Below are 21,911 nucleotides of genomic sequence, written 5' to 3'. Positions count from 1 at the left end.
AACGCCAGCCACCGGCCCGCACGCTTCAGCGCTGCCGCCTGCGTCGCAGGACCACGAACAGCACGACCGCCAGCACTGCGGCCGCGATGGGCAGCACGCGCTTCAACACCGGAACGCCTGCCGTGTCGATCAGGTCGATCGGCTCGTCGGGGACCACTCGGAGATGCTGCTGTTGCGCCACCTCGTCAGGATCCACGGATCCCAGCGTGCCCGCCAGGCATTCCGCGAACTGGCCGACGAGCTTGCCGCTGACCTCGGCGATCAGGCCGCGACCCAGCTGGGCCGGACGACCGGTGATCGACAGGTCCGTCTCCACGTCGACCGTGTCGCCGACAGTGAACGTCACCAGCGCCGACGCCGTGCCGTTGCCGCGGGTGTCCTTGCCCGCGGCTTTCATGACGGCGCGGCGCAGCACCGGGTCGATCTCGACGAACTCGCCGGTGCCCCGGTACAGCAGCTGCACCGGGCCGAGCTTCACCTTCACCTCCCCGCTGAACGACTTGCCGTCCACCGAGGTCAGCGTGGCTCCTGGCAGGCACGGCGCCACCCGTTCCGGGTCGATCAGCGCCTCCCACACCTCCTCGGCGGGTCCGGGCGAAGCGAACGAGTGCGTCAACTTCATCCCGCGACCGCCGCCGTCAGCGCACGCCCGGTGAGCACCCGGGCCAGGTTGTCCTTGTAGCTGTCGCCCGCGGACGCCCGCAGAGCGGCGGAGGAGATCACCTCGGCGGAGGCCGGCTGCCCGACCAGGGCCTCCTCGACGTCGACCGCGCGCACGGGGCCGGAGCCCACGTTGGTGAGGCCGACCCGAGCGGCGGAGATGGATCCGTCACTCACCTGCACGGCCGCCGCCACCGCGACGATCGACCACGCCTGCGCGACCCGGTTGAGCTTCTCGTAGTGCGCGCCCCAGCCGGAGTACTTCGGCACGCGGACGTCGACCAGGATCTCGTCGGCGGCCAGCGCCGTCGTGAAGTAGTCGACGAAGAAGTCCGCCGCGGGCACCTCGCGCCGGCCGCCGGGACCGGCGATGATCATCACCGCGTCCAGGGCGAGCGCGGGTGCCAGCAGGTCGCCAGCCGGGTCCGCGTGGCACAGCGAGCCGCCGAACGTGCCGCGGTGCCGGATCTGCGGGTCGGCCACCGTGTCCGTGACCAGCTTGAGCAGCAACGCGTGGTCGTGGATCAGGTGGTCGCGCTGCACCTCGTAGTGCGTGGTCATGGCACCGATCAGCAACGAGTCGCCGTCGTCGCGCACGCCCGTCAGCTCGGTCAGCCCGCCGATGTCGATCAACGCCGTGGGCGCCGCCAGCCGCATCCGCAGCACCGGCACGAGCGACTGCCCGCCCGCGATGACCTTGGCGTCCTCGCCCTCCTCCGCGAGCATCCGCACGGCTTCGTCCACAGAGGACGGGAACAGGTACTTGAACTCCGCCGGGATCACGACTGACCTCCCTGCGCGTCGATGGAACCGAGTCCGCCCGCGGCGACCTCACCGGCTCCCGGGTCCTCACGGCCCTGCAAAGCGGTCCACACGCGTTCCGGCGACATCGGCATCTCGATGTCCCGCACGCCCAGGTGCCGCACGGCATCCAGCACGCTGTTCACCACGGCAGGTGTCGAGGCGATCGTGCCCGCCTCGCCGACTCCCTTGGCGCCCAACGGGTTCGACGTCGCCGGTGTCTCCGTGCGATCCGTCAGGAACGCCGGCAGGTCCGCCGCGCACGGCACGAGGTAGTCGGCCAGCGTCGCCGACGTCAGCGTGCCCATCTCGTCGTGCGTGGCCTCTTCGTACAACGCCTGCGCGATGCCCTGAGCCAGCCCGCCGTGCACCTGACCGTCGACGATCAACGGGTTCATGACCGTGCCGACGTCGTCCACGGCGACGTACCGGACGATCCGGACCATGCCCGTCTCGGTGTCGACTTCCGTTGCGCACAAATGGGTTCCGTGCGGGAACGAGAAGTTGTCCGGGTCGAACGTGGCGTCGGCGTCCATGCCGGGTTCCATGCCCTCGGGCAGGTCGTGCGCCACATGTGCGGCCAGCACGACATCACCCAGAGTGCGCGCGGTCGACGTGCCGCGCACGGAGAACGAGCCGGCACCGAACTCGACGTCCGACTCGTCGCACTCCATCATGTGCGCGGCCAGCGTCCGGGCCTTGGCCAGCACCTTGTCCGCCGCGTGCACCAGAGCGGTGCCGCCGACGGCCAGCGAACGCGAGCCGTAGCTGTCCATGCCCTTGTGCGACGTCGCCGTGTCGCCGTGCAGCACCTCGACGTCGTCGAACGGCACGCCGAGCTTGTCGGCGACGATCTGCGACCACACCGTCTCGTGGCCCTGCCCGTGCGGTGAGGTACCGGTGATCACCTCGACCTTGCCGGTGGGCAGCATGCGGATCGACGCGGTCTCCCATCCGCCTGCGCCGTAACGCAAAGCGCCCAGCACGCGGGACGGCGCGAGACCGCACATCTCGGTGTAGGTGGAGATTCCGATGCCCAGCTGCACCACGTCACCCGAAGAACGGCGCCGCGCCTGCTCCTCGCGCATCTCGTCGTACCCGAACAGCTCCATCGCGCGGGCCGTCGCGGCCTCGTAGTTGCCGGAGTCGTAGGTCAGCCCGGCGACCGTGTCGAACGGGAACTCCTCGTGCTTGATCCAGTTCAGCTCGCGGATCTTCATCGGCTCCATGCCGAGCTCGACCGCCAGCTCGTCCATCATCCGCTCGATCGCGAACGTGGCCTCCGGCCGTCCGGCGCCGCGGTAGGCGTCCGTGGGCACCTTGTTCGTGAACACGTTGGTGCACACGAACCGGTAGGCGGCGAACTTGTAGATCGAGTTGAACATGAACGCGCCCAGGATCGGCACACCCGGCGTGACCAGGCGCAGGTAGGCGCCCATGTCGGCGAGCAGCTCGACCTTCAGCCCGGTCACCGTGCCGTCGCGGCGGGCGGCCATCGTGATCTTCTGGATCTGGTCGCGGCCGTGGTGCGCGGACAGCATCGACTCGGTGCGCGACTCGGTCCACTTCACCGGACGGCCCATGCGGCGCGCCACCAGCAGGGCCAGCAGCTCCTCCGGCGTGACCTGGAGCTTGCCGCCGAACCCGCCGCCGACGTCCGGTGCGATGACGCGGAGCTTGTGCTCGGCGATGCCCGTGACGGCCGACAGCATCCAGCGCAGGATGTGCGGGATCTGCGTCGCGGACCAGACGGTGTACATGCCCGCGCTCGGGTCCACGACGACCGACCGCGGTTCCATGAACGCCGGGATCAGCCGCTGCTGCTTGAACGTCCGCTCGATCACGACCTCGGCGGACGCGAGCTCGTCCTCGACGTTGGTGCCGACGCCGGCCTCACCGGAGTCGAAGATCCACGTCGCGCACTTGTTCGTGCCGAGATCGGGATGCACGAGGTCGTTGTCCCGCAACGCTTCTTCCATGTCGAGCACGACGGGGAATTCCTCGTAGTCGACGTCGATGGCCTCCAGCGCGTCGGCGGCGCGGTAGGCGCTGTCGGCGATCACCAGCGCCACGGCCTCACCGGCGAAGTTGACCTGGTCGACGGCCAGCGCGGGCGCGGGCGGCGACTTCATGTCCTCGGTGATCGGCCACGCGCACGGCAGGGATCCCTGCTCTGCCGCGAAGTCCTCGCCGGTCAGCACCACCGCGACACCGGGCATGGCGGTCGCGCGGCTGACGTCGATGTTGGTGATGCGGGCGTGCGCGACGGGACTGCGCAGCACGGCCATGTGCAGCATGCCGGTCAGCTGGAGGTTGTCGGTCCACCTCGTCTGGCCGGTGATCAGCCTGGCGTCCTCTTTGCGGAGCCTGGCCTTGCCGATCTCCGGTTCCGCTGTGGCGGTCATTCGCCACCTACCGCGTGCGGTGTCCGCTGCTCGATCTCCGGGCCTGCGCCGGGTTTCATCCGCTGCGCCGCGTCCTGAACCGCGCGCACGATGTTCTGGTAACCCGTGCAGCGGCAGAGGTTGCCCTCCAGGCCTTTGCGCACGGTCTCGTCGTCGGGATCGGACTCGTCGGCGAGCAGGTCGATCGCCTGCATGATCATGCCGGGCGTGCAGAAACCGCACTGCAGAGCGTGGTTGGAGTGGAACGCCTCCTGCACCGGATGCAGCTTGCCGTCACGGGCGAGGCCTTCGATCGTGGTGACGTCGTGCCCGTTCGCCTGCACGGCCAACATCTGGCACGACTTCACGCTGTGGCCGTCGAGGTGGACAGTGCAGGCGCCGCAGTTGCCGGTGTCGCAGCCGACCACGGTGCCGGTCTTGCCCAAACGTTCCCGCAGGTAGTGCACGAGCAGGAGGCGAGGTTCGACCTCGTCGGCGTGAGTCACTCCGTCGACGTTGACCGAGATGTGCATTGAAACCCTCCCAGGGTGGTGGGCCTTCAGTGACGAGGGTCACTTCAGCTTGCTCCCTGTTTGCGAGTTCAACAACCCGATCAACGATGAATCGGCACCTCGAGGTCGCTGAGCCGCTGCCCAGTTCCCTTCCACCGCAAGGAGATGATCTCGGCGGCAATCGCAACTGCGGTCTCTTCCGGGGTCCGCGCACCGAGATCGAGCCCGATCGGCGACGACAACGCCGCAAGTTCGGATTCGGTCATTCCCGCTTCCCGCAACCGTTCCAGCCGATCTTCGTGCGTGCGGCGGGACCCCATCGCCCCGATGTAACCGACCTTGAGTCGCAACGCGACCTCCAGCAGCGGCACGTCGAACTTCGGGTCGTGGGTCAGCACGGCGATGACCGAGCGTTCGTCGAGCTTGGACGCTTCGCCCTCGAGGTACTTGTGCGGCCAGGCGACGACGACCTCGTCCGCCTCGGGGAACCGGCTGCGCGTCGCGAAGACCGGTCGCGCATCGCAGACGGTCACGCGGTAGCCGAGGAACGCGCCGAGCCTCGCCATCGCGGCGGCGAAGTCGATCGCCCCGAACACGAGCATGCGCGGCGGCGGTTCGAACGAGTTCACGAACACGCTCATGCCCTCGCCGCGCCGCTGACCGTCCGGTCCGTACTGGAGGACGCCCGTGCGACCGGAGGCCAGCATGCCGCGCGCGTCGTCGGTGACGGCGTCGTCGATCCGCGCGCTGCCCAGGCTGCCGTCGCGGCGGTCCGGCCAGATGACCATGCGCCGGCCGATGCCGTCCGGGTGCTCGATCACCGTCGCGACCGCCACCGGCTCCTCGGCGCGGACCGTCTCCACGACCTCGGCGAGCTGCGGGAACGTCTCCGAGCTGATCTTCTCTACGTAGATGTCGATGATCCCGCCGCAGGTCAGCCCCACCGCGAACGCGTCGTCGTCGCTCACGCCGTAGCGCTGCAGGACCGGGTCGTCCGTCTCCTGCGCCAGCTCGTAGACCGCGCCCTCGACACACCCGCCGGACACGCTGCCGACCGCCTCGCCGTCCTGCGTCACGAGCATCGCCGCACCCGCCGGCCGCGGCGCCGAACTGAAGGTCGCGACGACCGTGCCGACACCGACCGTCTCGCCGTTCGCCACCCGTTCGGCGAGGTCGTAGAGCACATCACGCACGGCGCACCTCCTTCAGCAGTTCTTCCAAAGCGTGCACGCTGTGGCCGGCGACCATCGTGTCGACGTGCGGGAGTGCCGCCACCACACCGCTCTGCAACGGCCGGTAGCCCGGCTTGCCCGCGTGCGGGTTGGCCCAGATGACCTTGTGACTCACCCGCCGCAGCCTCGCCATCTCGGTCGCCAGCAGACTCGGGTCGCCCCGCTCCCAGCCGTCGCTGAACAGCACGACCACCGCGCCCCGCTGCCGCCACTGCTGGTTGAACCGGCGCAGGGCGTCGCCGAGCCGGGTGCCGCCCTCGTAGTCCGGGATCGCCCGGCCGGCAGCGCGCAGGGCCCGTTCCGGATCCCGTTCTCGCAGCTGACGGGTCACGCGGGTGAGCCGGGTGCCGATCGTGCGGACCTCGACGGGCATGGCGTGGGCGACGACGTGAGCGAACCGCAGCAGCGCGTCCGAGTAGGCGGCCATCGAGCCGGACACGTCGATCAGCAGCACCAGCCTGCGCGCCTTCACGCCCCGGCGGCGATGGCGCGGCAGGGCGATCTCACCGCCGGTCGCGATCATCGCGCGCACCGTGCGGGCCAGGTCCATCCGGCCGCGACGGGCCCTGCGCAGGCGGCGCGACCGTCTGCGCGGCGGGAGGGGGTTCAGCCTGGCGATCAGCGGTGCCGCGTCGAACTCGGAGACGTCCTTGTGCTTCAGCACTTCCGCTTCGGACGCGGCCACGCCGACGGTGACCGAGTCGAGCTCGATCGTCGTGCGCGGACGGGGCGGGGTGCCGCCGAAGTACGCCCGGTACGCGGCGTCGTAGCGCGGCAGGTCGTCCGGGTCGGCGCACAGCGTGAGGCGCCCGGCCCAGTACAGGTCGACGTGCTCGGTGGCCCGCAGGAACGCCTGGACGCGGTCCGGCCCGCACGGCAGGCCGGCGCCCCGCAGGACGCGCGTGAACCCGACGCAGGCTTCCGTCACCCCACGATTGTGCTCCCGATCACGCGCTCCGCGTCCTCCCGGTACTTCAGGACCGCGCCCAGCGTCTCCGCGTCCGGCTCCGACCTGCCCAGCGCCTGCAACGCCCGCGCCCAGTCCAGCGACTCCGCGACGCCCGGCGGCTTCAGCAGGTCGAGGCCGCGCATCTTGTGCACGGCCTCCGCGACGCGCACGGCGAGCCGTTCGTCGAGGCCGGGCAGGGTGCGGCGCAGGATCGCGACCTCGCGGTCGAGGGAGGGGTGCTCCAGCCAGTGGTAGAGGCAGCGGCGCTTCAACGCGTCGTGCACCTCGCGGGTCCGGTTCGAGGTCAGCACGGTCAACGGCGGCGTGGTCGCCCTGATCTCGCCGAACTCCGGGATGCTGACCGCGTTCTCCGACAGCACCTCCAGCAGGAACGCCTCGAACTCGTCGTCCGCCCGGTCGATCTCGTCGACGAGCAGCACGCACGGCGCGCTCTCCAGCGCCTGCAGCAACGGCCGGGCGAGCAGGAACCGTCGCGTGTAGAGGGACGCCTCGTCCACCTCGCCACGCGTCTCCAGCACGCGCAGGTGCATGAGCTGACGCGGGTAGTCCCAGTCGTAGAGGGCCTGTGTGGCGTCGATGCCCTCATGGCACTGCAGCCGGATCAGCGGCACGTCCATCGACTTGGCCAGCGCCAGCGCGAGCGACGTCTTGCCGGTGCCGGGTTCGCCTTCGAGGAACAGCGGCCGTCCCATCCGGACCGCGAGGAACGCCGCCGTGGCCACCCCGCCGTCCGGCAGGTACCCCGCGCGGTCGAGCCCTGACGCGAGCTCCTCAGGGGACTCCATGAGCCTCAGCGTACGACTACGGTGGGGAAATGGCGTCGATCAAGAAGATCCAGGTGACGTTCGACTGCGCGGAACCCCCGCGCGTCGCCCGGTTCTGGAGCGAGGTGCTCGGCTACGACGAGCCGCCGGAGACCGACGGCTCGTGGTCCGCGTGCAACGACCCGTCGGGTGTGGGTCCGCGGCTCTTCTTCCAGCGCGTTCCCGAGGGCAAGACGGTCAAGAACCGGCTCCACATCGACGTCCGGGCGGGTACCGGGCTCGTCGGTGCCGAGCGCCTCGCCGCGCTCCAGACCGAGCGGGCCCGGCTGGAGGCGATCGGCGCGGTGTGCGTGCGCGTGATGGAGGCCGACGAGGAGAACGAGTCGTGCATCGTCATGCAGGACGTGGAGGGCAACGAGTTCTGCCTCGACTGACCCCTGGGGTCCTGACCCCGGATCAGGGTCCGGTTCGGGGTGGTCACTGATGTGCCGGGGCCCGGATTCGGCGAATCTTGAGCCATGACGAACAACGTGCTCAACGAAGCCACTGAACAGGTCAAGAAGCTCCGCAGGAGCCGCAGCGACAAGATGATCGCCGGTGTCTGCGGCGGCGCGGCCAAGATGCTCGGGGTGGACGCCGCGCTCCTGCGGATCATCCTCGTGGCGGCGACGCTGCTCGGGTTCGGGACCGGAGCCGTCCTCTACGTCGCCGCCTGGCTGCTCATGCCCGAGGAAGACGCGGCTGTGTGAGCCGGAGCGTGATCACCGCGGGAAACCAGGGATTCCGGGGAGTCGTTGCCAGGGGTGGGGACCGGTGAGGGGCCGGTACTCCACCCCCAGTGCGTCGAGCCTCGGCAGGTGGTGCTCCCGCAGCCGTCGCACGAACTCGGGATCCTTCTCCGCCGGGGACCACACGACCTCGGCGAACGCGGCCAGCCTCGGGAACGCCGCGTAGTCCACCCGCCGGGCCGAGTCGAGGTGCTCGGTCCAGATGTTCGCCTGCGCGCCCAGCAGCCGTCCCGGCTCCTCGCCCGTGAGGCCCTCGGGCACCGGGTCCCACGCGTAGACGTCCTCCAGCGTCGTCACCGTTCCGACCGGGATCGGCTCGTCCGGCGAGTCCGACTGCCGGTAGTCCAGGTAGACGTGCTGCTCGGGGCACATGACCACGTCGTAGCCCTCGCCCAGCGCCGTGACGCCGCCCTCGACACCGCGCCAGGACGCGACGACCGTGCCCTCCGGCAGCGGACGGGCGTCGAGGACCTCGTCCCACCCGTACGGCCGCCTGCCCTTGCTCACGATGTGCGCCGCGATCGCCCTGACCAGTTCACCGTCGTGGCCAGGGGCCTCGTCGCCGCCGAGCCCGATGAGCTCCGCCGGGAAGACCTCCATCAGCTCGTCGAACACGTTCCGGTAGAAGTCCACTGTGGACTCCTCGGTGTTGAGCACGCGTTCGTTGACACCCCAGTCGGTCCAGACGCCGCCGCCGTGCACACCCAGTTCCGGATAGGCCGCGATCGCCGCCTGCGAGTGGCCGGGGATGTCGATCTCCGGGATCACCGTGATGTGCCGCGCCCGCGCGTACTCGACGATCTCCCGCAGGTCCTCCTGCGTGTAGAAACCACCGTGCGGACGGCCGGCCATGCCCGCGGAGCGCCGGTCGCCGAACCGCGAGTCCTCCCGCCACGACCCGACCTCGGTGAGCTTCGGGTAGCGCCTGCTCTCGAAGCGCCAGCCCTGGTCGTCGGTGAGGTGCAGGTGCAGGACGTTGAGCTTGTGCACGGACAGCAGCTCGACGTACCGCAGCACCTCCCGCTTGGGCAGGAAGTGCCGCGAGACGTCGAGCATCACGCCACGCCACTGGAACCTCGGGTAGTCCACGACCTCGCACGCCGGGATGACCGACGGTTTGTCGCCCGCTGCCCGGAACGCCTGCGCACCCAGCAGTTGCCGCAGGGTCTGCAGCGCGTTCATCTCACCGGCCGCGTCGTTCGCCTCGATCAGCACGCCGTCGTCGGACGAGAGCAGCCGATAGCCGCCGGGAGGGCCGTCGACGAGCACGGTCTCCCAGCCCTGGTACTCGCAGAGTCTCCCGCCGTCCACATAGGACACCGGGCGTGGCAGCAGGTTCATCCCTTCACCGCCCCCGCGAGACCGGACACGAGCCGGCGCTGCACGAGCACGAAGAAGATCAGCACAGGGATGGTCATCAGGGTGGAGCCCGCCATGATCGCGCCCCAATCGTTCTGGTCGGGTTTGACGAACACCTGGAGAGCCAGCGGCAGGGTCTGGTTCTCCACGGCCGAGATGATGAACGTCTTGGCGAACAGGAAGTCGTTCCAGGCGTGGATGAACGACAGCACCGACGTCGCCACCAGGCCGGGCGCGACGAGCGGGAACAGCACCTGCCACAGGAAGCGGAACCGCGAGGCGCCGTCCAGGGTGGCGGCCTCCTCCAGTTCCACCGGCACCGCGGCGACGAAGCCCCGCAGCATCCAGATCGCGAACGGCAGGCTGAAGGCCAGGTGCACCAGCACGAGCGAGCCCAGGTGGTTCAGGCCGAACACCGGCACGCTGTCGCCGACGGACCGCATCAGGAAGAACAGCGGCACGGTCAACGCCTCGACCGGCACCATCTGCACGACCAGCAGCATGATCAGCAACGTCGTGCGGCTGCGGAACCGGAAGCGGGTCAGCGCGGTCGCCGCCAGGAACGAGACCAGGATGCTCAGGAACACCACGATCAGCGCGACGATGATGCTGTTCATGAAGTAGCGCCCGAAGTTCGCGACGGTCAGCGCCCGCGTGAAGCTGTCGAGCGTCGGCCGCGTCGTCCACGGCACCGGGTCGGCCGAGATGATCTCGTCCTCCGGCTTGAACGCGGACAGCACCATCCAGAACAGCGGGAACGCCACCACCGCGGCGATGACGAGGACGAAGCCCTCGGTCAGCCAGCGCCTCACAGGACCTCCCCCGACCGCCGCAGCGCGCGGAGGTAGAACATCGTGATTCCCAGCAGCAGCACGGTCATCACGACACCGATGGCCGCGCCCAGTCCGTACTCCGACGCCGCGAACGCCTGCTGGTAGGCGTAGACGTTGAGCACGAGGTTGCGCCCGGCGATGCCGCCGCCGTTGGTCATCACGTAGATCTGCGTGAAGACCTTGAAGTCCCAGATGATCGACTGGATCGTCACCACGAGGATGATCGGCTTCAGCAACGGCAGCGTGACGCTCCATGCCGTGCGGAACGCCGACGCGCCGTCCAGTGCGGCGGCCTCCAGCACCTCGCCAGGAATCGCCTTGATGCCCGCGAAGAGCGTCACCATGACGAACGGGAACGAGCACCAGATCACCTGTGCGGCGACCAGCCCGAACGCCGTCCACTTGTCGAACGTCCAGGAGAAGCCCTGGATGCCCAGGACCTCGTTCACGAACCCGAAGTTCGCGTCGAACAGGAAGAGCCAGATCGTCGAGCCGGCGACGGCGGGCGTGGACCACGCGCCGAGCGCCGCCAGGAACAACGTCATCCGGACCCAGGTGCGGACCCTCGTGGCGAGGATCGCGAGAACAGCGCCCACTAGCAGCGTGCCGACCACGCAGACCGCCGCGAACGCGACGGTCTGCCCGAAGACACCCCAGAACTGCTGGTCCCCCAGCAGCTTCTGGTAGTTCCCCAGGCCCAGGAACTCGAGCGGCGCGCCGCCGCTGACCTGTTCCTGGCCGTAGTCGTAGAGCGAGATGAGCACCAGCTGATAGATCGGGTAGGCCAGCAGGCCCCCGAGGATCAGCAGCGCTGGAGCCAGGTAGGCGAACGCGGTCCGCCCCTGGCCTTTGGCGGTCATGCTCACGACGTGAAGGCCGCGTTCATGGTCTTGGCGGCGTCGGCGGTCGCTGTGTCGACGTTCTTCGCGCCGGTGACGATCTCCTGGAGCATCGTCGGCACCACGGTCTGCGCCTCGATCTTCGCCCACGCCGGGGTGACGGGGACGAACTTCGTGCCGGACTGCAGGGTCTTCGTGAACGGCTCCAGGAACTTGTCGGAGTCGCTGACCTGCTTCTGCACGTCGCTGAACGTCGGCAGGTTGCCCATCGCCGTGTACATCTTCTGCTGGTACTTCTTCGAGGCGAGCAGCTGCGTGAACTCGTTGGCGAGCGTCTTGCGCTGCGTGCCCTTCATGACGCCGAGCAGGTTGCCGCCGGCGAACGCGGGCGCGACCGAGCCCTTGGTCTTGCCGGGCAGCGGCACGACGCCGTACTTGCCTGCCGCGGAGGAGGCGTCGACCGACTTGCGGTTGAAGTCGCCACCGATGGTCATGGCGGCCTTGCCCGCGCGGAACGCCTCGACGCTCGCGTCACCGCCGTTGCCCGCGCAGGTGGCGGGCGGGCAGATGTCGTCCTTGATCAGCTCGGTGTACTTGGCGACACCGGCCTTCGCCTCGGCGCTGTCGATCGTGGCGGAGAACTTGCCGCCGTCGGACTTGGCGATGTCCCCGCCCTGCGCCCAGATGAACGGCAGCGCGGCGAACAGGTACTTGCCGCCGGCGGAGATGCCGATCAGCTCGGGCTTGCGCTGCCTGATCTCACGAGCCGTGGTCGCGATCTCGTCCAGCGTCGTCGGCGGCTTGAGGCCGAGCTCGGTGAACACGTCCGTGCGGTAGTACAACGCGCGCACGCCGACGAACCACGGCACGCCGTACGTCTTGCCGTCGACCTTGGCCGTGTCGAGGATCGTCGGGACCAGGTCCTTCGACTCGTCCCACTTGCTCAGGTCGAGCTCCGAGAAGCCACCCGCGGACACGTAGCCCGCGAGGTCGGTGTTGCCGAACTCGGCGACGTCCGGGGCGCTCTTCGGGTCGCTGAAGGCGGCCTTGAAGCGTTCCGCCCTGCTGGACACCTGGATGTACTGCACGTCGACGGTGACGCCGCTGTGCTTGCCCTGGAACTCGGAGATCGCCTCCTTGACCACGGCCTCCTTGGGTGCCCGGTTGACCTCGTCGAACAACCAGACCCGCAGCTGCCCGGTCTGCTCGTCAGTGCCAGAGTTCGTAGGTCCTGACTGCACCGGTGCGCAGGCGACCACCGCGCCCACGCCCAGCACGGCCACAAGTGCCTTCAGCCTCATCGCGCCCTCCGCATTGCATATAGTGCAACAGCCATTCCACATGGAGCAACGTGACTGTAGAACGGACCAGGGCAAGGGTCTAGACCAGACGATTCACCCATTCCCTGACGGACGCGAAGTCGACCGGTGAGTCCCATCCGGACGGACGGACCGCGCTGCCGACGTGGAACCCGCTCACACCCGCTGCCAGCAGCTCCGGGACGTGCCGGGCCTGCAGGCCACCACCGACGAGCAACGCGGGCGGGGCCTGGCCGACGAGTTTCTTCAGGTTCTCGATTCCGTCCTCGACCCCCTTCGCGCTACCGGCGGCGAGCACGGTGTCGCAGCCGAGGGTCTTCACGACCTCCCAGGACCGGAAGACGTCGGCGGAGTTGTCCAGCGCGCGGTGGAAGGTCCAGGCGCAGCCCTCCAGTTCGGCGACGAGGTTGAGCGTGACGCCCTCGTCGATCTCCCCCTCCGCGTCGAGGAAGCCGAGGACGAACTCGGTGGCGCCGGCCTCCCTGAGCTCCCACGCCTGCCGGCGCAGCAGCTTGAGATTGGCGGGCGCGAACCCCGTGGCGTCCCTGAGCATCACGCGGACGGGGATGTCGACGGCGCTCTGGACCTCCTTGAAGGTGGCGACCGACGGGGTGAGCCCGTCCGACGCCATGTCGGCGACCAGTTCGAGCCGGTCAGCGCCTCCCGCCTGCGCGGCGACGGCGTCCTTCACGTCCAGTGCGATCACTTCGAGAATCGGCATGGTCTAGACCATAACGTTCTTTGCCGTGTGCTTTCGCGAATCACGGAGCCTCGTGACCTGTTCGTGCGTCTGAGGCTGTATCTGCTCGCCTGACCGTCGCTCCTTTCCGGTGAGCGCTTTGTTCAGGCGTGGAGCACGCGTCAGCCGGTTCGAGGGGTGCCGGCTGACGCGTCTCCCAACACTGGCGGCCCGTGACTCGGAGGGGGATTCACGGGCCGCTGGCATGCCCGGAGGAAGATGTGGACGACCTGGCGGTAATACTGCTCCATTCGAGTGAATTTGGTATCTACCGCCCAGTTAGCCCTTCATGAGTTGGCGGACGGCGCTGACAAGGGCGGCCGATCGGAGGTGCTGCATGGACGAGCTGCACACGGCGGATGACCGTCCGCCGTGGGACGGGCTTGAAGGCACCGAACGACACGCTGTGTGCGTGGCGGCTGCTCGTGAGGGCAACCGCGACGCACTGGACGTCCTGGTGACCGAGCTGACCCCACTGCTGTGGCACGTGGCCCGCGGCCAAGGCCTGGACAGGGCCGCCGCGGAGGACGTCGTGCAGACGGTGTGGCTCGCGTTCTTGAAGAACATCGAGAACATCAACGAGCCCAAAGCCCTGGTCGGCTACCTGGTGGTCACAACGAGGCGTGAAGCACGCCGAACTTGGACACCCAACAAGCGTGAGACGCACCTGTCCGACGAATACGCCGAGCAGCTCGAGTCCGACACCGGCCTCCCAGAGGACGTGACGCTGCTGGACGACCGCGACCGCCGCCTGTGGCTCGCGTTCGGCCGCCTGACCACGAGGTGCCAGGAACTGCTCCGACTCACCGTGCTCGCGGGCCGCGCGGAGTACCGAGCAGTCGCAGAGGCGCTGGCCATGCCCCACGGCAGCATCGGTCCGACCAGGGGACGGTGTTTGACACTGCTGCGCAACTACCTGGAGACGGAAGGAGGATCGCGGTGAACGAGATCGACCCGCGCGACGACCGCAGGGGCCCTGAGGACACCGCAGTCCTCTCCGAACTGAACAGGCTCGTCGACGAGCTGGACCCGCCACCCGCCGACCTGGTGGACCGCGTGAAGTTCGCGATCGCCCTGGAATCCCTGGACGTCGAGGTCGCGCGCTGGGAGCGGGCCGGATCGTTCGCGGGGGTGAGGGGCGGACAGACCGGCACGATCACCTTCACCGTCGACAACCTGACGCTGATGGTGAACTTCACCTCGACCGGGTCACGGCACCGGATCGACGGCTGGCTGGTGCCCGCCGGGGAGCACGAGGTCGAGGTGCGGGTGGCCGACCACCAGTCCTCGTGCACGCGGGCCGACGACGGCGGGCGGTTCGTGCTGCCGGACGTGCCGGCCGGGACGACCCAGATCCTGGTGCACCTGGTGAACTCCCGCGGGGAACCGGGCAGGACCGTGGTGACACCGACGATCATGCTGTGAGGCTTTTGACTGGGGTTCTGGGGTTTCTGGGGGTTCGCGACTCTTCGGCGAAGTGAGCGGCGACGGCCGGCTGCGGGATGACCGCGGCCGGCCGTTGGTCTGTGCGGGCTGAATGCCGAAATGGCGGTACTGGAATCCGTTGTTCGTGTGCCTGCGATCCTTTCGGCACGGCCATTGCCCGTAATGCCGAAATGCTCGCCGAAGCCCACGCCTCACAGGCGTCGTGGAGCCCCACAACGGCTGCCCGGAATGCCGAAAGGCCCGGCTCGCCGAAGCGAACCGGGCCTTTCAGAGGTGAAGCGAAGCGGCGGGACTCAGAAGTCCATGCCACCGGCGTCCGGCGCGGCGGGCGCGGCGTTCTTCTCCGGCTTGTCCGCGACGACGGCTTCCGTCGTCAGGAACAGCGCGGCGATGGACGCGGCGTTCTGCAGCGCGGACCGGGTGACCTTGGCCGGGTCGATGATGCCGGCCTTGATCAGGTCCTTGTACTCGCCGGTCGCGGCGTCCAGGCCCTCACCAGCGGGGAGGGACTTGACGCGCTCGACCACGACGCCGCCTTCGAGGCCGGCGTTGATGGCGATCTGCTTCAGCGGAGCCTCGACGGCGACCTTGACGATGTTCGCGCCAGTGGCCTCGTCGCCCGTGAGACGCAGACCCGCGAAGGCGGCCTCGGCGGCCTGGAGCAGCGCGACGCCACCACCGGCGACGATGCCCTCCTCGACGGCGGCCTTGGCGTTGCGGACGGCGTCCTCGATGCGGTGCTTGCGCTCCTTGAGCTCGACCTCGGTGGCCGCGCCCGCCTTGATGACGGCGACGCCGCCGGCGAGCTTGGCGAGGCGCTCCTGGAGCTTCTCGCGGTCGTAGTCGGAGTCCGACTTCTCGATCTCGGCGCGGATCTGGTTGACGCGACCCTGGATCTGGTCGGCGTCACCGGCACCCTCGACGATGGTCGTCTCGTCCTTCGTGACGACGACCTTGCGGGCCTTGCCCAGCAGCGAGATGTCGGCGTTCTCCAGCTTGAGGCCGACGTCCTCGGTGATGACCTGGCCACCGGTGAGGGTGGCGATGTCCTGGAGGATGGCCTTGCGGCGGTCACCGAAGCCGGGCGCCTTGACGGCGACGGACTTGAAGGTGCCACGGATCTTGTTGACGACCAGGGTCGCCAGGGCCTCGCCCTCGACGTCCTCCGAGATGATCAGCAGCGGCTTGCCGCCCTGCATGACCTTCTCGAGGAGCGGGAGCAGGTCCTTGACCGTGGAGATCTTGGAGCCGAACAGCAGGATGTACGGGTCCTCGAGGGTCGCTTCCTGGCGCTCGGGGTCGGTCACGAAGTAACCGGAGATGTAGCCCTTGTCGAAGCGCATACCTTCGGTGAGCTCGAGCTCGAGACCGAGGGTGTTGCTCTCCTCGACGGTGATGACGCCTTCCTTGCCGACCTTGTCCATCGCCTCGGCGATGAGCTCGCCGATCGTGGGGTCAGCGGCGGAGATGGACGCGGTAGCAGCGATCTGCTCCTTCGTCTCGATCTCCTTGGCGGCCTTCAGGAGCTGCTCGGCAATCGCCTCGACGGCCTGCTCGATGCCGCGCTTGAGGCCGAGCGGGTTCGCACCCGCGGCCACGTTGCGCAGGCCCTCGCGGACCAGAGCCTGTGCCAACACCGTCGCGGTGGTGGTGCCGTCACCAGCGACGTCGTCGGTCTTCTTCGCGACCTCCTTGACGAGCTCGGCCCCGATCTTCTCCCACGGGTCCTCGAGCTCGATCTCCTTCGCGATGGAGACACCATCGTTGGTGATGGTCGGCGCGCCCCACTTCTTCTCGAGCACGACGTTGCGGCCCTTCGGGCCGAGCGTCACCTTGACGGCGTCAGCGAGGATGTTCATCCCGCGCTCGAGACCGCGACGGGCTTCCTCGTCGAACGCAATCATCTTGGCCATTGCGGTGTGTTCCTCCGCCTATGTGGATTCTGGGCCACTGCGAGCGCATGCCCGCAGCGGAACACGATGCGCGTGGCCAGGCTCGGTGCCCGCGACGGACGACCCCGGAGGGCCTCACCGTCCCAGCCTCACTGCTTTTTGGCACTCGATGGAGCCGAGTGCTAGTTCGTGTTTAGCACTCGGGCACGTCGAGTGCAAGCGAACTCAGGGGAGTCTCAGCGTGAGGTGCGCACCGGCACGGAGGTCGGCAGCGGCTTGCGCGAGGTCGTCTCGTCACCGATGTTCAGCGTCGGCGAGGAGTTCGTCTTGGGCTGCCGCGCAGGCTCGTCACCAGGCGAAAGGATGACCACCAAGATGATGATCACGACGATCGCCACCGCGGCCGCGATGACCGGCGCGAACCACGCCGGCCGCTCCTTGCGGCCACCGGACGTGAACGCGCTCACGCCCACCTGGTTCGGCGGGCGCAGCCGGACGGGGTCCTGCAAGGGCTGCTGGTAGCCGCCCTGGTACGGCCCCTGCTGGACCGGCATCGGCCCGGAGACCGGCGACTGAGCGGGGAACGAGCCGGACTGCGGCCCGAGTTGAGCGGGAGCCGAGCCCTGCGCGACCCCGGCGAGAGCGACCCGTGCGGCGTTGATGAGCTCGGCACAGCTCGCGTACCGCTGCGCCGGGTCCTTCGAGGTGCCCTTGCGGATCACCTCGTCGATGGCCGGCGGCACCGCGACGAGGTGCGACAAGGGCGGCACGACGTTGCTGAGGTGGCCCGCGATGACCTCCTGCACGCCGCCCTGGAACGGCGGGCGGCCGGACAGGCAGGCGAAGAGCATGCAGGCGAGCGCGTACTGGTCGGTGCGGCCGTCGACGGGCTCGCCGCGCAGGTGCTCCGGCGCCGCGTAGGTCGGCGAGCCGAGGAAATCACCCGTTCGGGTGCGGTGGCCGGTGGCGCCGCGGCGGGTGAGGCCGAAGTCGGCGACGTAGACGTGCTCGCGCACGCCCTCCTTCTGCGTCACCAGCACGTTGGCCGGCTTCACGTCGAGGTGCACGAGGCCCTTGCCGTGCAGCATGTCGAGCGCCTCGGCCACCTGGGCGAGCAGCGTCAACGTGCGCGCGGGGGTGAGCGGCCCCTCCTTGATGTGCCCGGACAGGTCCTGCCCGTCGACGAGCCGCATCGCGATGTAGAGCAGGCCGTCGACCTCGTCGAAGTCGTACAGCGGCACGATGTTCGCGTGGTCGATCGCGGACGTGTTGCGCGCCTCGTCGACGAACCGCTCGCGGAACTCCGCGTCGGGCGCGAGGTGCTCACCGATGACCTTGAGCGCGACCTTCCTGCCGAGCCTCACGTCAGTGGCCCGGTAGGTCACGCTCATGCCACCGCGACCCAGCACACCGTCGATCCGGTAGTGCGCGATCCGCCGTCCGCTCAGGTCCTCTGACACGCGAGGCAGCCTAACGTCCGGCCGGATCGGCCCGCCCCGGGTTGGCCGAAGCCGTGATCAGAGTGACGTCTCATCCCGCCCGGCGCACGTCCGAGGCCTGGCTGCGCCCGTCCCTGCCCGCCTGCACCTCGAACTCGACCCGGTCACCTTCGGAGAGCGTGCGGAAGCCGTCCATCTGGATCGCGGAGTAGTGCACGAACACGTCGGGCCCGCCATCGGTCGCGATGAAGCCGTATCCCTTTTCGGAGTTGAACCACTTGACGGTACCGAGAGCCAAGACGTCCTCCTTCAGATCACGCATCTCACGCAAAGCGCAGAACGCAACGCTAAAAGAAGAAATCTCACTCGGATACCTCCTTACGGAGTCATGAACGGGGGCTGACTCCGTTGGCGCGCAACCACGTGGTGAGCCGCCGCGGACCGCGTGCCTGGGTCAGCACGGCACCGGGACCGGCGAAGTCGAACACCAGGCCCTCCCCTGTCTGAATGGATTGCACGCCATCGGGCACCGAGGGCCGGAGACGGCATTGCACGGTCTCCGCGAACGCCACGACGTGATCACTGCTGATCGTCACGGCCTCCCCAGCCTCGAGCGTCACGAGGTCGAGCGCGCCGTAGCAGGCGAGCACCACCACGCCCTTGCCGTGCGCGTAGTTCATGAAGCCCTCGACGCCGCCGAAGATCGCCTGCATGGGCGGCGCCTCGGGGTTCATCGCCACCGTGCTGCTCGACGCGATCCAGCCGTGCCGGGAGACGCACCAGCCGTGCGTGCCGTCGAGCTCGACCTGGTGCAGGTCGCCGGGCAGCACGGGGGCCGCGTCGAGCCAGCCGCCCTCCGCCCCGGCCGTGCACAGGGCGACCGCCTTGGGTCCCGCGCCCTTCACCTCGACCGTCAGGCCGTAGCTCGTGGCCGCGATGGTCAGCGGATCGGCCAGCACCGCCTCGCCGGGCGCGAGTACGAGTCTCGCCACGCCGAACGTCGGTGTGTGCCTGGTCCGGACCTGCACGAACAACACCTCCGGGAGGAAACTGGGCAAAGCGAGCGTCACGGTCACCGCGACGTTGGCAGTATGCAGTCGTGTCCCCCACCACTGTCGCCGAACACCGCCAGCGCGTCGCGGAGCTCGTCGGGTCGATGCCCGTCCTGCAGCTCCCGCTCGACGAGTGCCTGGGCCTCGTGCTCGCCGCCGACGTCATCGCGCCGCTGTCCCTGCCGCCGTTCGACAACTCCGCGATGGACGGGTACGCGGTGCGCGCCGCCGAGCTGGCCGGTGAGCTGCCGGTCCGGCTCCCGGTCGCCGACGACATCCCCGCCGGCCGCACTCAGCTCAACGAGCTGGAGCCCGGCACGGTTCAGCGGATCATGACCGGCGCCCCGCTGCCCCCCGGCGCGGACGCGGTCGTCCAGGTCGAGTGGACCGACGCCGGCACCGAGACGGTGACGATCAACCGGGCTGTCGAGCCCGGCCAGAACATCCGCACCGGTGGCGACGACGTGCGCAAGGGCGACCCGGTGCTGGCCGCCGGCACCGTGCTGCGCCCGTCCACGCTCGGTCTCGCCTCCGCGCTCGGACTGCCCGAGCTGCCGGTGCGCCGCCGTCCGCGCGTGCTGGTCCTGTCGACGGGCTCCGAGCTGGTCGAGCCGGGCAAGCCGCTGGAGCCCGGCCAGATCTACGAGTCGAACGGCATGATGCTCGCCTCCTCCGTGCGGGACGCGGGCTGCGTCGCGGTGCAGCTGCGGTTCGTGCCGGACGACGTCGAGGCGTTCCACGAGGCGCTCAAGCCGTACCTGGGCTCGGTGGACGTGATCATGACGTCCGGCGGGGTCAGCGCGGGCGCCTACGAGGTGGTCAAGGACGCCTTCGCGGACCACGACGTGCAGTTCACCAAGGTCGCGATGCAGCCGGGCGGGCCGCAGGGCTCCGGCCGCTACGAGGGCGTGCCGGTGCTGTCGCTGCCGGGCAACCCGGTGAGCGCGCAGGTGTCGTTCGAGGTGTTCGTGCGGCCGGCGCTGATGGCGTCCATGGGCCACACGCGGTCGGACCGCCGCACCGCGCGGGCAACCATCACGACCGCGCTGACGTCTCCAGCGGGGAAGACGCAGTTCCGGCGCGGCCTGCACGACCCGTCGTCCGGCGAGGTCGTGACGCCCGTCGGCGGTCCCGGCTCGCACCTGCTGTCGGCGCTCGCTCTGTCGAACTGCCTGATCGAGGTGCCGGAGGACGTCACCGAGTTGGCCGCGGGGGCCGAGGTCACCGTGCGATACCTGCAGTAGTTCAGATCGGTCTGGGGGAAGCATGAGAGCGGCACTCGCGCTGGCGATGCTGGCCGGGTTCTTCGTGCTCGCGGTGGGGTTGTTCGCCGGTCTGGGATTCCTGGCGCTCACGTTGTTCGGGCGAGGTGATGTCGAGGGCGGGGCGATCCTGGGCGCGCTGGCGCTGGTGATCGGCGGTCCGCCGCTGGTGGCGATGGCCGTCGCGGTGTGGTCGAGCCCGAAGCCCAGCGGCGTCGTGCTGACCCGCGCGACGCATCCCGAGCTGTGGCGCCACGTCGACGAGCTGGCACGGATCGCCGGCACCCGCGGGCCCGACGACATCCGCCTGACCAGCGAGCCCAACGCGGGCGTGTGGGAACGCCGCGGCACGCGCTACCTCGAGCTCGGCCTGCCGTTCGTGGCGGGCATGAGCATCGGCGAGCTGCGGTCGGTGTTAGCGCACGAACTGGGTCACTACGGCGGCGGGCACACCAGGGTCTCCGCGCTGACCTACCGCGCGAAGGTCGCGATCGGGGCGGGGTGGTTCGACACGACCGGCGTCCTCTTCGCGTGGGCACGGTTGTACGCGCTGGTCGCCGCCTCGGAGAGCCGCAAGCACGAGCAGTTCGCCGACGAGGTGTCCGTGGCGGCGGCCGGGCGGGAGGCGGCGATCCGGTCGTTGCTGCGCGGCGGCCCGCTCGGCGAGGCCTGGAACGACTACCAGCGCTGGTACGTCTCGCTGGCCGTCCTGGCTGGACGCACGCCGCCGCTGCTGGAGGGCTTCCGCGCCTATCTCGACCACCCGCGGCGCGTGCACCAGTTGCGCGAGATCGAGCCGCTGATGGCCGCGCAGGAGCCGACCTCGGTGTTCGACAGCCATCCGCCGATCCGCGAGCGGGTGGCGACGATCGCGCGGCTCTTCCCGTCCTTCGGCGTGGCGGAGGCGCTCGACGAACGGTCCGCGTGGTCGTTGCTCGACGGCACCGCTCCCGAGGCCGTCGCGGCGCTGGCCGGGGTGCAGGGACCGCCGATCACCTGGGCGGAGCTCGCCCCGCTGACCGGGCCACTGCTGGTGCGCCGCTACGCCGACGGACTGCGGCACGCGGGCCGGGTGAGCAAGGTCGGCGAGACGCTGAACGACGTGCTGACCGCGTTGTCGCGGGCAGAGCTGCACAAGCTGACAGGGGCGCCGGTAGACGCGTCGCTGACCCCTGCGGAGGTGCACGACGCCGCGGTCGAGGCCGTGACGGAACTGCTCGGATGCATGGTCTCTGACCTGCTTGTCACGGCTAACCGCGCGACGCTGGAACTCAACTGGGGCGGACTGCTCCTGCTGCGGATGCCGGACGGAGCTGCGGTCTACCCGGACGAGCTGGTCGCCCCCGCCGTCCGTGACGCTAATCGAGTCCCCGAAGTGCGTTTCAGGCTGCAAGCCCTCGGCGTCGACGGACTGTGACGGAACGCTCACCGAGCGACGTTGTTAACGCCATGTGACGGGGATTACACTGCCCGCAGGTGCCGGTCGGCCCGTGCATTCGTCGGGGGATGCACGGGCCTACCGGCCGCTTGTCTTTCCGGCAGGCCCGATGGGCGGTTTGGCGTGTTGCCGTAGCGTGATGCCGCCCGACAATCCACGGAAGCTACGGAACCCACAGACAC

General features: G+C 69.2%; 22 protein-coding genes. 6 read left to right on the top strand and 16 right to left on the bottom strand.

Features of this window, described 5'->3' with window-relative positions; translation table 11 throughout:
- Positions 1-25: 25 nt before the first annotated feature.
- From ACSHWB_RS16855 to ACSHWB_RS16825, 7 genes are all read right to left on the bottom strand, one after another.
- Positions 26-622, bottom strand: coding sequence for an SRPBCC family protein (locus tag ACSHWB_RS16855; protein ID WP_439662964.1), 597 nt, complete (start codon positions 620-622; stop codon positions 26-28).
- Entirely contained in the window at positions 619-1,443 is an 825-nt protein-coding gene (locus ACSHWB_RS16850) for an FAD binding domain-containing protein (RefSeq protein WP_439662963.1), read from the bottom strand. Before ACSHWB_RS16850 ends, ACSHWB_RS16855 begins: the two co-directional genes overlap by 4 nt.
- Entirely contained in the window at positions 1,440-3,866 is a 2,427-nt protein-coding gene (locus ACSHWB_RS16845; protein WP_439662962.1) for a xanthine dehydrogenase family protein molybdopterin-binding subunit, read from the bottom strand. Before ACSHWB_RS16845 ends, ACSHWB_RS16850 begins: the two co-directional genes overlap by 4 nt.
- Positions 3,863-4,378, bottom strand: a complete 516-nt coding sequence (locus tag ACSHWB_RS16840; RefSeq protein ID WP_439662961.1) for a (2Fe-2S)-binding protein — start codon at positions 4,376-4,378, stop codon at positions 3,863-3,865. The genes ACSHWB_RS16845 and ACSHWB_RS16840 overlap by 4 nt, the downstream gene beginning before the upstream one ends.
- Positions 4,379-4,458: 80 nt before the next feature.
- The gene (locus ACSHWB_RS16835; protein WP_439662960.1) at positions 4,459-5,550 is read right to left on the bottom strand and encodes an XdhC family protein; all 1,092 of its coding nucleotides are present in this window, start codon (positions 5,548-5,550) and stop codon (positions 4,459-4,461) included.
- The gene (locus ACSHWB_RS16830) at positions 5,543-6,517 is read right to left on the bottom strand and encodes a vWA domain-containing protein (protein WP_439662959.1); all 975 of its coding nucleotides are present in this window, start codon (positions 6,515-6,517) and stop codon (positions 5,543-5,545) included. Before ACSHWB_RS16830 ends, ACSHWB_RS16835 begins: the two co-directional genes overlap by 8 nt.
- A complete protein-coding gene (locus ACSHWB_RS16825) occupies positions 6,514-7,344 on the bottom strand; it encodes an AAA family ATPase (RefSeq protein ID WP_439662958.1) in 831 nt (276 codons plus the stop codon). Before ACSHWB_RS16825 ends, ACSHWB_RS16830 begins: the two co-directional genes overlap by 4 nt.
- A gap of 29 nt (positions 7,345-7,373) precedes the next feature.
- Here ACSHWB_RS16825 and ACSHWB_RS16820 point away from each other — a divergent pair, with 29 nt between their 5' ends.
- Positions 7,374-7,757 carry a VOC family protein gene (locus ACSHWB_RS16820; protein WP_439662957.1) on the top strand — a complete coding sequence of 128 codons (384 nt, stop codon included), beginning with the start codon at positions 7,374-7,376 and terminating at the stop codon, positions 7,755-7,757.
- Between the two features lie 84 nt (positions 7,758-7,841).
- Positions 7,842-8,072, top strand: a complete 231-nt coding sequence (locus tag ACSHWB_RS16815) for a PspC domain-containing protein (RefSeq protein WP_439662956.1) — start codon at positions 7,842-7,844, stop codon at positions 8,070-8,072.
- A gap of 12 nt (positions 8,073-8,084) precedes the next feature.
- On the opposite strand, the gene ACSHWB_RS16810 is transcribed toward ACSHWB_RS16815, so the two are convergent.
- The 5 genes from ACSHWB_RS16810 to ACSHWB_RS16790 all read right to left on the bottom strand — a co-directional run bounded on the left by ACSHWB_RS16810 (position 8,085) and on the right by ACSHWB_RS16790 (position 13,182).
- Positions 8,085-9,452, bottom strand: coding sequence for a beta-N-acetylhexosaminidase (locus ACSHWB_RS16810; protein WP_439662955.1), 1,368 nt, complete (start codon positions 9,450-9,452; stop codon positions 8,085-8,087).
- Positions 9,449-10,282: a carbohydrate ABC transporter permease gene (locus ACSHWB_RS16805; protein WP_439662954.1), complete on the bottom strand. Its 834-nt coding sequence runs from the start codon at positions 10,280-10,282 to the stop codon at positions 9,449-9,451. The genes ACSHWB_RS16810 and ACSHWB_RS16805 overlap by 4 nt, the downstream gene beginning before the upstream one ends.
- Complete coding sequence (locus ACSHWB_RS16800) at positions 10,279-11,163, bottom strand: carbohydrate ABC transporter permease (RefSeq protein WP_439662953.1); 885 nt, start codon at positions 11,161-11,163, stop codon at positions 10,279-10,281. The genes ACSHWB_RS16805 and ACSHWB_RS16800 overlap by 4 nt, the downstream gene beginning before the upstream one ends.
- 2 nt (positions 11,164-11,165) lie before the next feature.
- Positions 11,166-12,443 (bottom strand): extracellular solute-binding protein, encoded by a 1,278-nt coding sequence (locus ACSHWB_RS16795; protein WP_439662952.1) that lies wholly within the window; start codon positions 12,441-12,443, stop codon positions 11,166-11,168.
- A gap of 79 nt (positions 12,444-12,522) precedes the next feature.
- A complete protein-coding gene (locus ACSHWB_RS16790) occupies positions 12,523-13,182 on the bottom strand; it encodes a copper homeostasis protein CutC (RefSeq protein ID WP_439662951.1) in 660 nt (219 codons plus the stop codon).
- Between the two features lie 355 nt (positions 13,183-13,537).
- Between ACSHWB_RS16790 and ACSHWB_RS16785 the strand changes: the two genes are divergently transcribed.
- Together ACSHWB_RS16785 and ACSHWB_RS16780 are read left to right on the top strand one after the other, a co-directional pair.
- Positions 13,538-14,143 carry an RNA polymerase sigma factor gene (locus ACSHWB_RS16785; protein WP_439662950.1) on the top strand — a complete coding sequence of 202 codons (606 nt, stop codon included), beginning with the start codon at positions 13,538-13,540 and terminating at the stop codon, positions 14,141-14,143.
- A gap of 5 nt (positions 14,144-14,148) precedes the next feature.
- Positions 14,149-14,625: a carboxypeptidase regulatory-like domain-containing protein gene (locus ACSHWB_RS16780; protein WP_169746023.1), complete on the top strand. Its 477-nt coding sequence runs from the start codon at positions 14,149-14,151 to the stop codon at positions 14,623-14,625.
- Positions 14,626-14,939: 314 nt separating this feature from the next.
- Here ACSHWB_RS16780 and groL read toward each other — a convergent pair whose 3' ends face one another.
- The 4 genes from groL to ACSHWB_RS16760 form a co-directional block, all read right to left on the bottom strand.
- Positions 14,940-16,559: a chaperonin GroEL gene (gene groL, locus ACSHWB_RS16775; RefSeq protein WP_439662949.1), complete on the bottom strand. Its 1,620-nt coding sequence runs from the start codon at positions 16,557-16,559 to the stop codon at positions 14,940-14,942.
- Positions 16,560-16,774: 215 nt separating this feature from the next.
- Entirely contained in the window at positions 16,775-17,998 is a 1,224-nt protein-coding gene (locus ACSHWB_RS16770) for a serine/threonine-protein kinase (RefSeq protein WP_439662948.1), read from the bottom strand.
- Between the two features lie 70 nt (positions 17,999-18,068).
- Positions 18,069-18,275: a cold-shock protein gene (locus tag ACSHWB_RS16765; protein ID WP_236220648.1), complete on the bottom strand. Its 207-nt coding sequence runs from the start codon at positions 18,273-18,275 to the stop codon at positions 18,069-18,071.
- A gap of 88 nt (positions 18,276-18,363) precedes the next feature.
- On the bottom strand, positions 18,364-19,047 hold the full coding sequence (locus ACSHWB_RS16760) for an AIM24 family protein (protein WP_439662947.1): 684 nt from the start codon (positions 19,045-19,047) through the stop codon (positions 18,364-18,366).
- A gap of 29 nt (positions 19,048-19,076) precedes the next feature.
- On the opposite strand from ACSHWB_RS16760, the gene moeA reads away from it, so the two are divergent.
- Positions 19,077-20,273 (top strand): molybdopterin molybdotransferase MoeA, encoded by a 1,197-nt coding sequence (moeA, locus tag ACSHWB_RS16755; RefSeq protein WP_439662946.1) that lies wholly within the window; start codon positions 19,077-19,079, stop codon positions 20,271-20,273.
- Between the two features lie 22 nt (positions 20,274-20,295).
- Positions 20,296-21,708: a M48 family metallopeptidase gene (locus ACSHWB_RS16750; protein WP_439662945.1), complete on the top strand. Its 1,413-nt coding sequence runs from the start codon at positions 20,296-20,298 to the stop codon at positions 21,706-21,708.
- The last annotated feature ends 203 nt before the right edge of the window (positions 21,709-21,911 follow it).

Origin of the sequence: Lentzea sp. HUAS TT2, assembly GCF_051853195.1 — a bacterium.
Classification (GTDB): domain Bacteria; phylum Actinomycetota; class Actinomycetes; order Mycobacteriales; family Pseudonocardiaceae; genus Lentzea.
Note: the sequence above shows the minus strand (reverse complement) of the source record. Positions and strands in the feature narration are given on the sequence as shown.

Bases quoted from the DNA above. Each gene is read 5' to 3' on its own strand.
- groL (WP_439662949.1), bottom strand. From the start codon at position 16,559: ATGGCCAAGATGATTGCGTTCGACGAGGAAGCCCGTCGCGGTCTCGAG.
- ACSHWB_RS16825 (WP_439662958.1), bottom strand. From the start codon at position 7,344: ATGGAGTCCCCTGAGGAGCTCGCGTCAGGGCTCGACCGCGCGGGGTAC.
- ACSHWB_RS16795 (WP_439662952.1), bottom strand. From the start codon at position 12,443: ATGAGGCTGAAGGCACTTGTGGCCGTGCTGGGCGTGGGCGCGGTGGTC.
- ACSHWB_RS16815 (WP_439662956.1), top strand. From the start codon at position 7,842: ATGACGAACAACGTGCTCAACGAAGCCACTGAACAGGTCAAGAAGCTC.
- ACSHWB_RS16750 (WP_439662945.1), top strand. From the start codon at position 20,296: ATGAGAGCGGCACTCGCGCTGGCGATGCTGGCCGGGTTCTTCGTGCTC.
- ACSHWB_RS16810 (WP_439662955.1), bottom strand. From the start codon at position 9,452: ATGAACCTGCTGCCACGCCCGGTGTCCTATGTGGACGGCGGGAGACTC.
- ACSHWB_RS16785 (WP_439662950.1), top strand. From the start codon at position 13,538: ATGGACGAGCTGCACACGGCGGATGACCGTCCGCCGTGGGACGGGCTT.
- ACSHWB_RS16855 (WP_439662964.1), bottom strand. From the start codon at position 622: ATGAAGTTGACGCACTCGTTCGCTTCGCCCGGACCCGCCGAGGAGGTG.
- ACSHWB_RS16845 (WP_439662962.1), bottom strand. From the start codon at position 3,866: ATGACCGCCACAGCGGAACCGGAGATCGGCAAGGCCAGGCTCCGCAAA.
- ACSHWB_RS16800 (WP_439662953.1), bottom strand. From the start codon at position 11,163: ATGACCGCCAAAGGCCAGGGGCGGACCGCGTTCGCCTACCTGGCTCCA.
- ACSHWB_RS16840 (WP_439662961.1), bottom strand. From the start codon at position 4,378: ATGCACATCTCGGTCAACGTCGACGGAGTGACTCACGCCGACGAGGTC.
- ACSHWB_RS16820 (WP_439662957.1), top strand. From the start codon at position 7,374: ATGGCGTCGATCAAGAAGATCCAGGTGACGTTCGACTGCGCGGAACCC.
- ACSHWB_RS16790 (WP_439662951.1), bottom strand. From the start codon at position 13,182: ATGCCGATTCTCGAAGTGATCGCACTGGACGTGAAGGACGCCGTCGCC.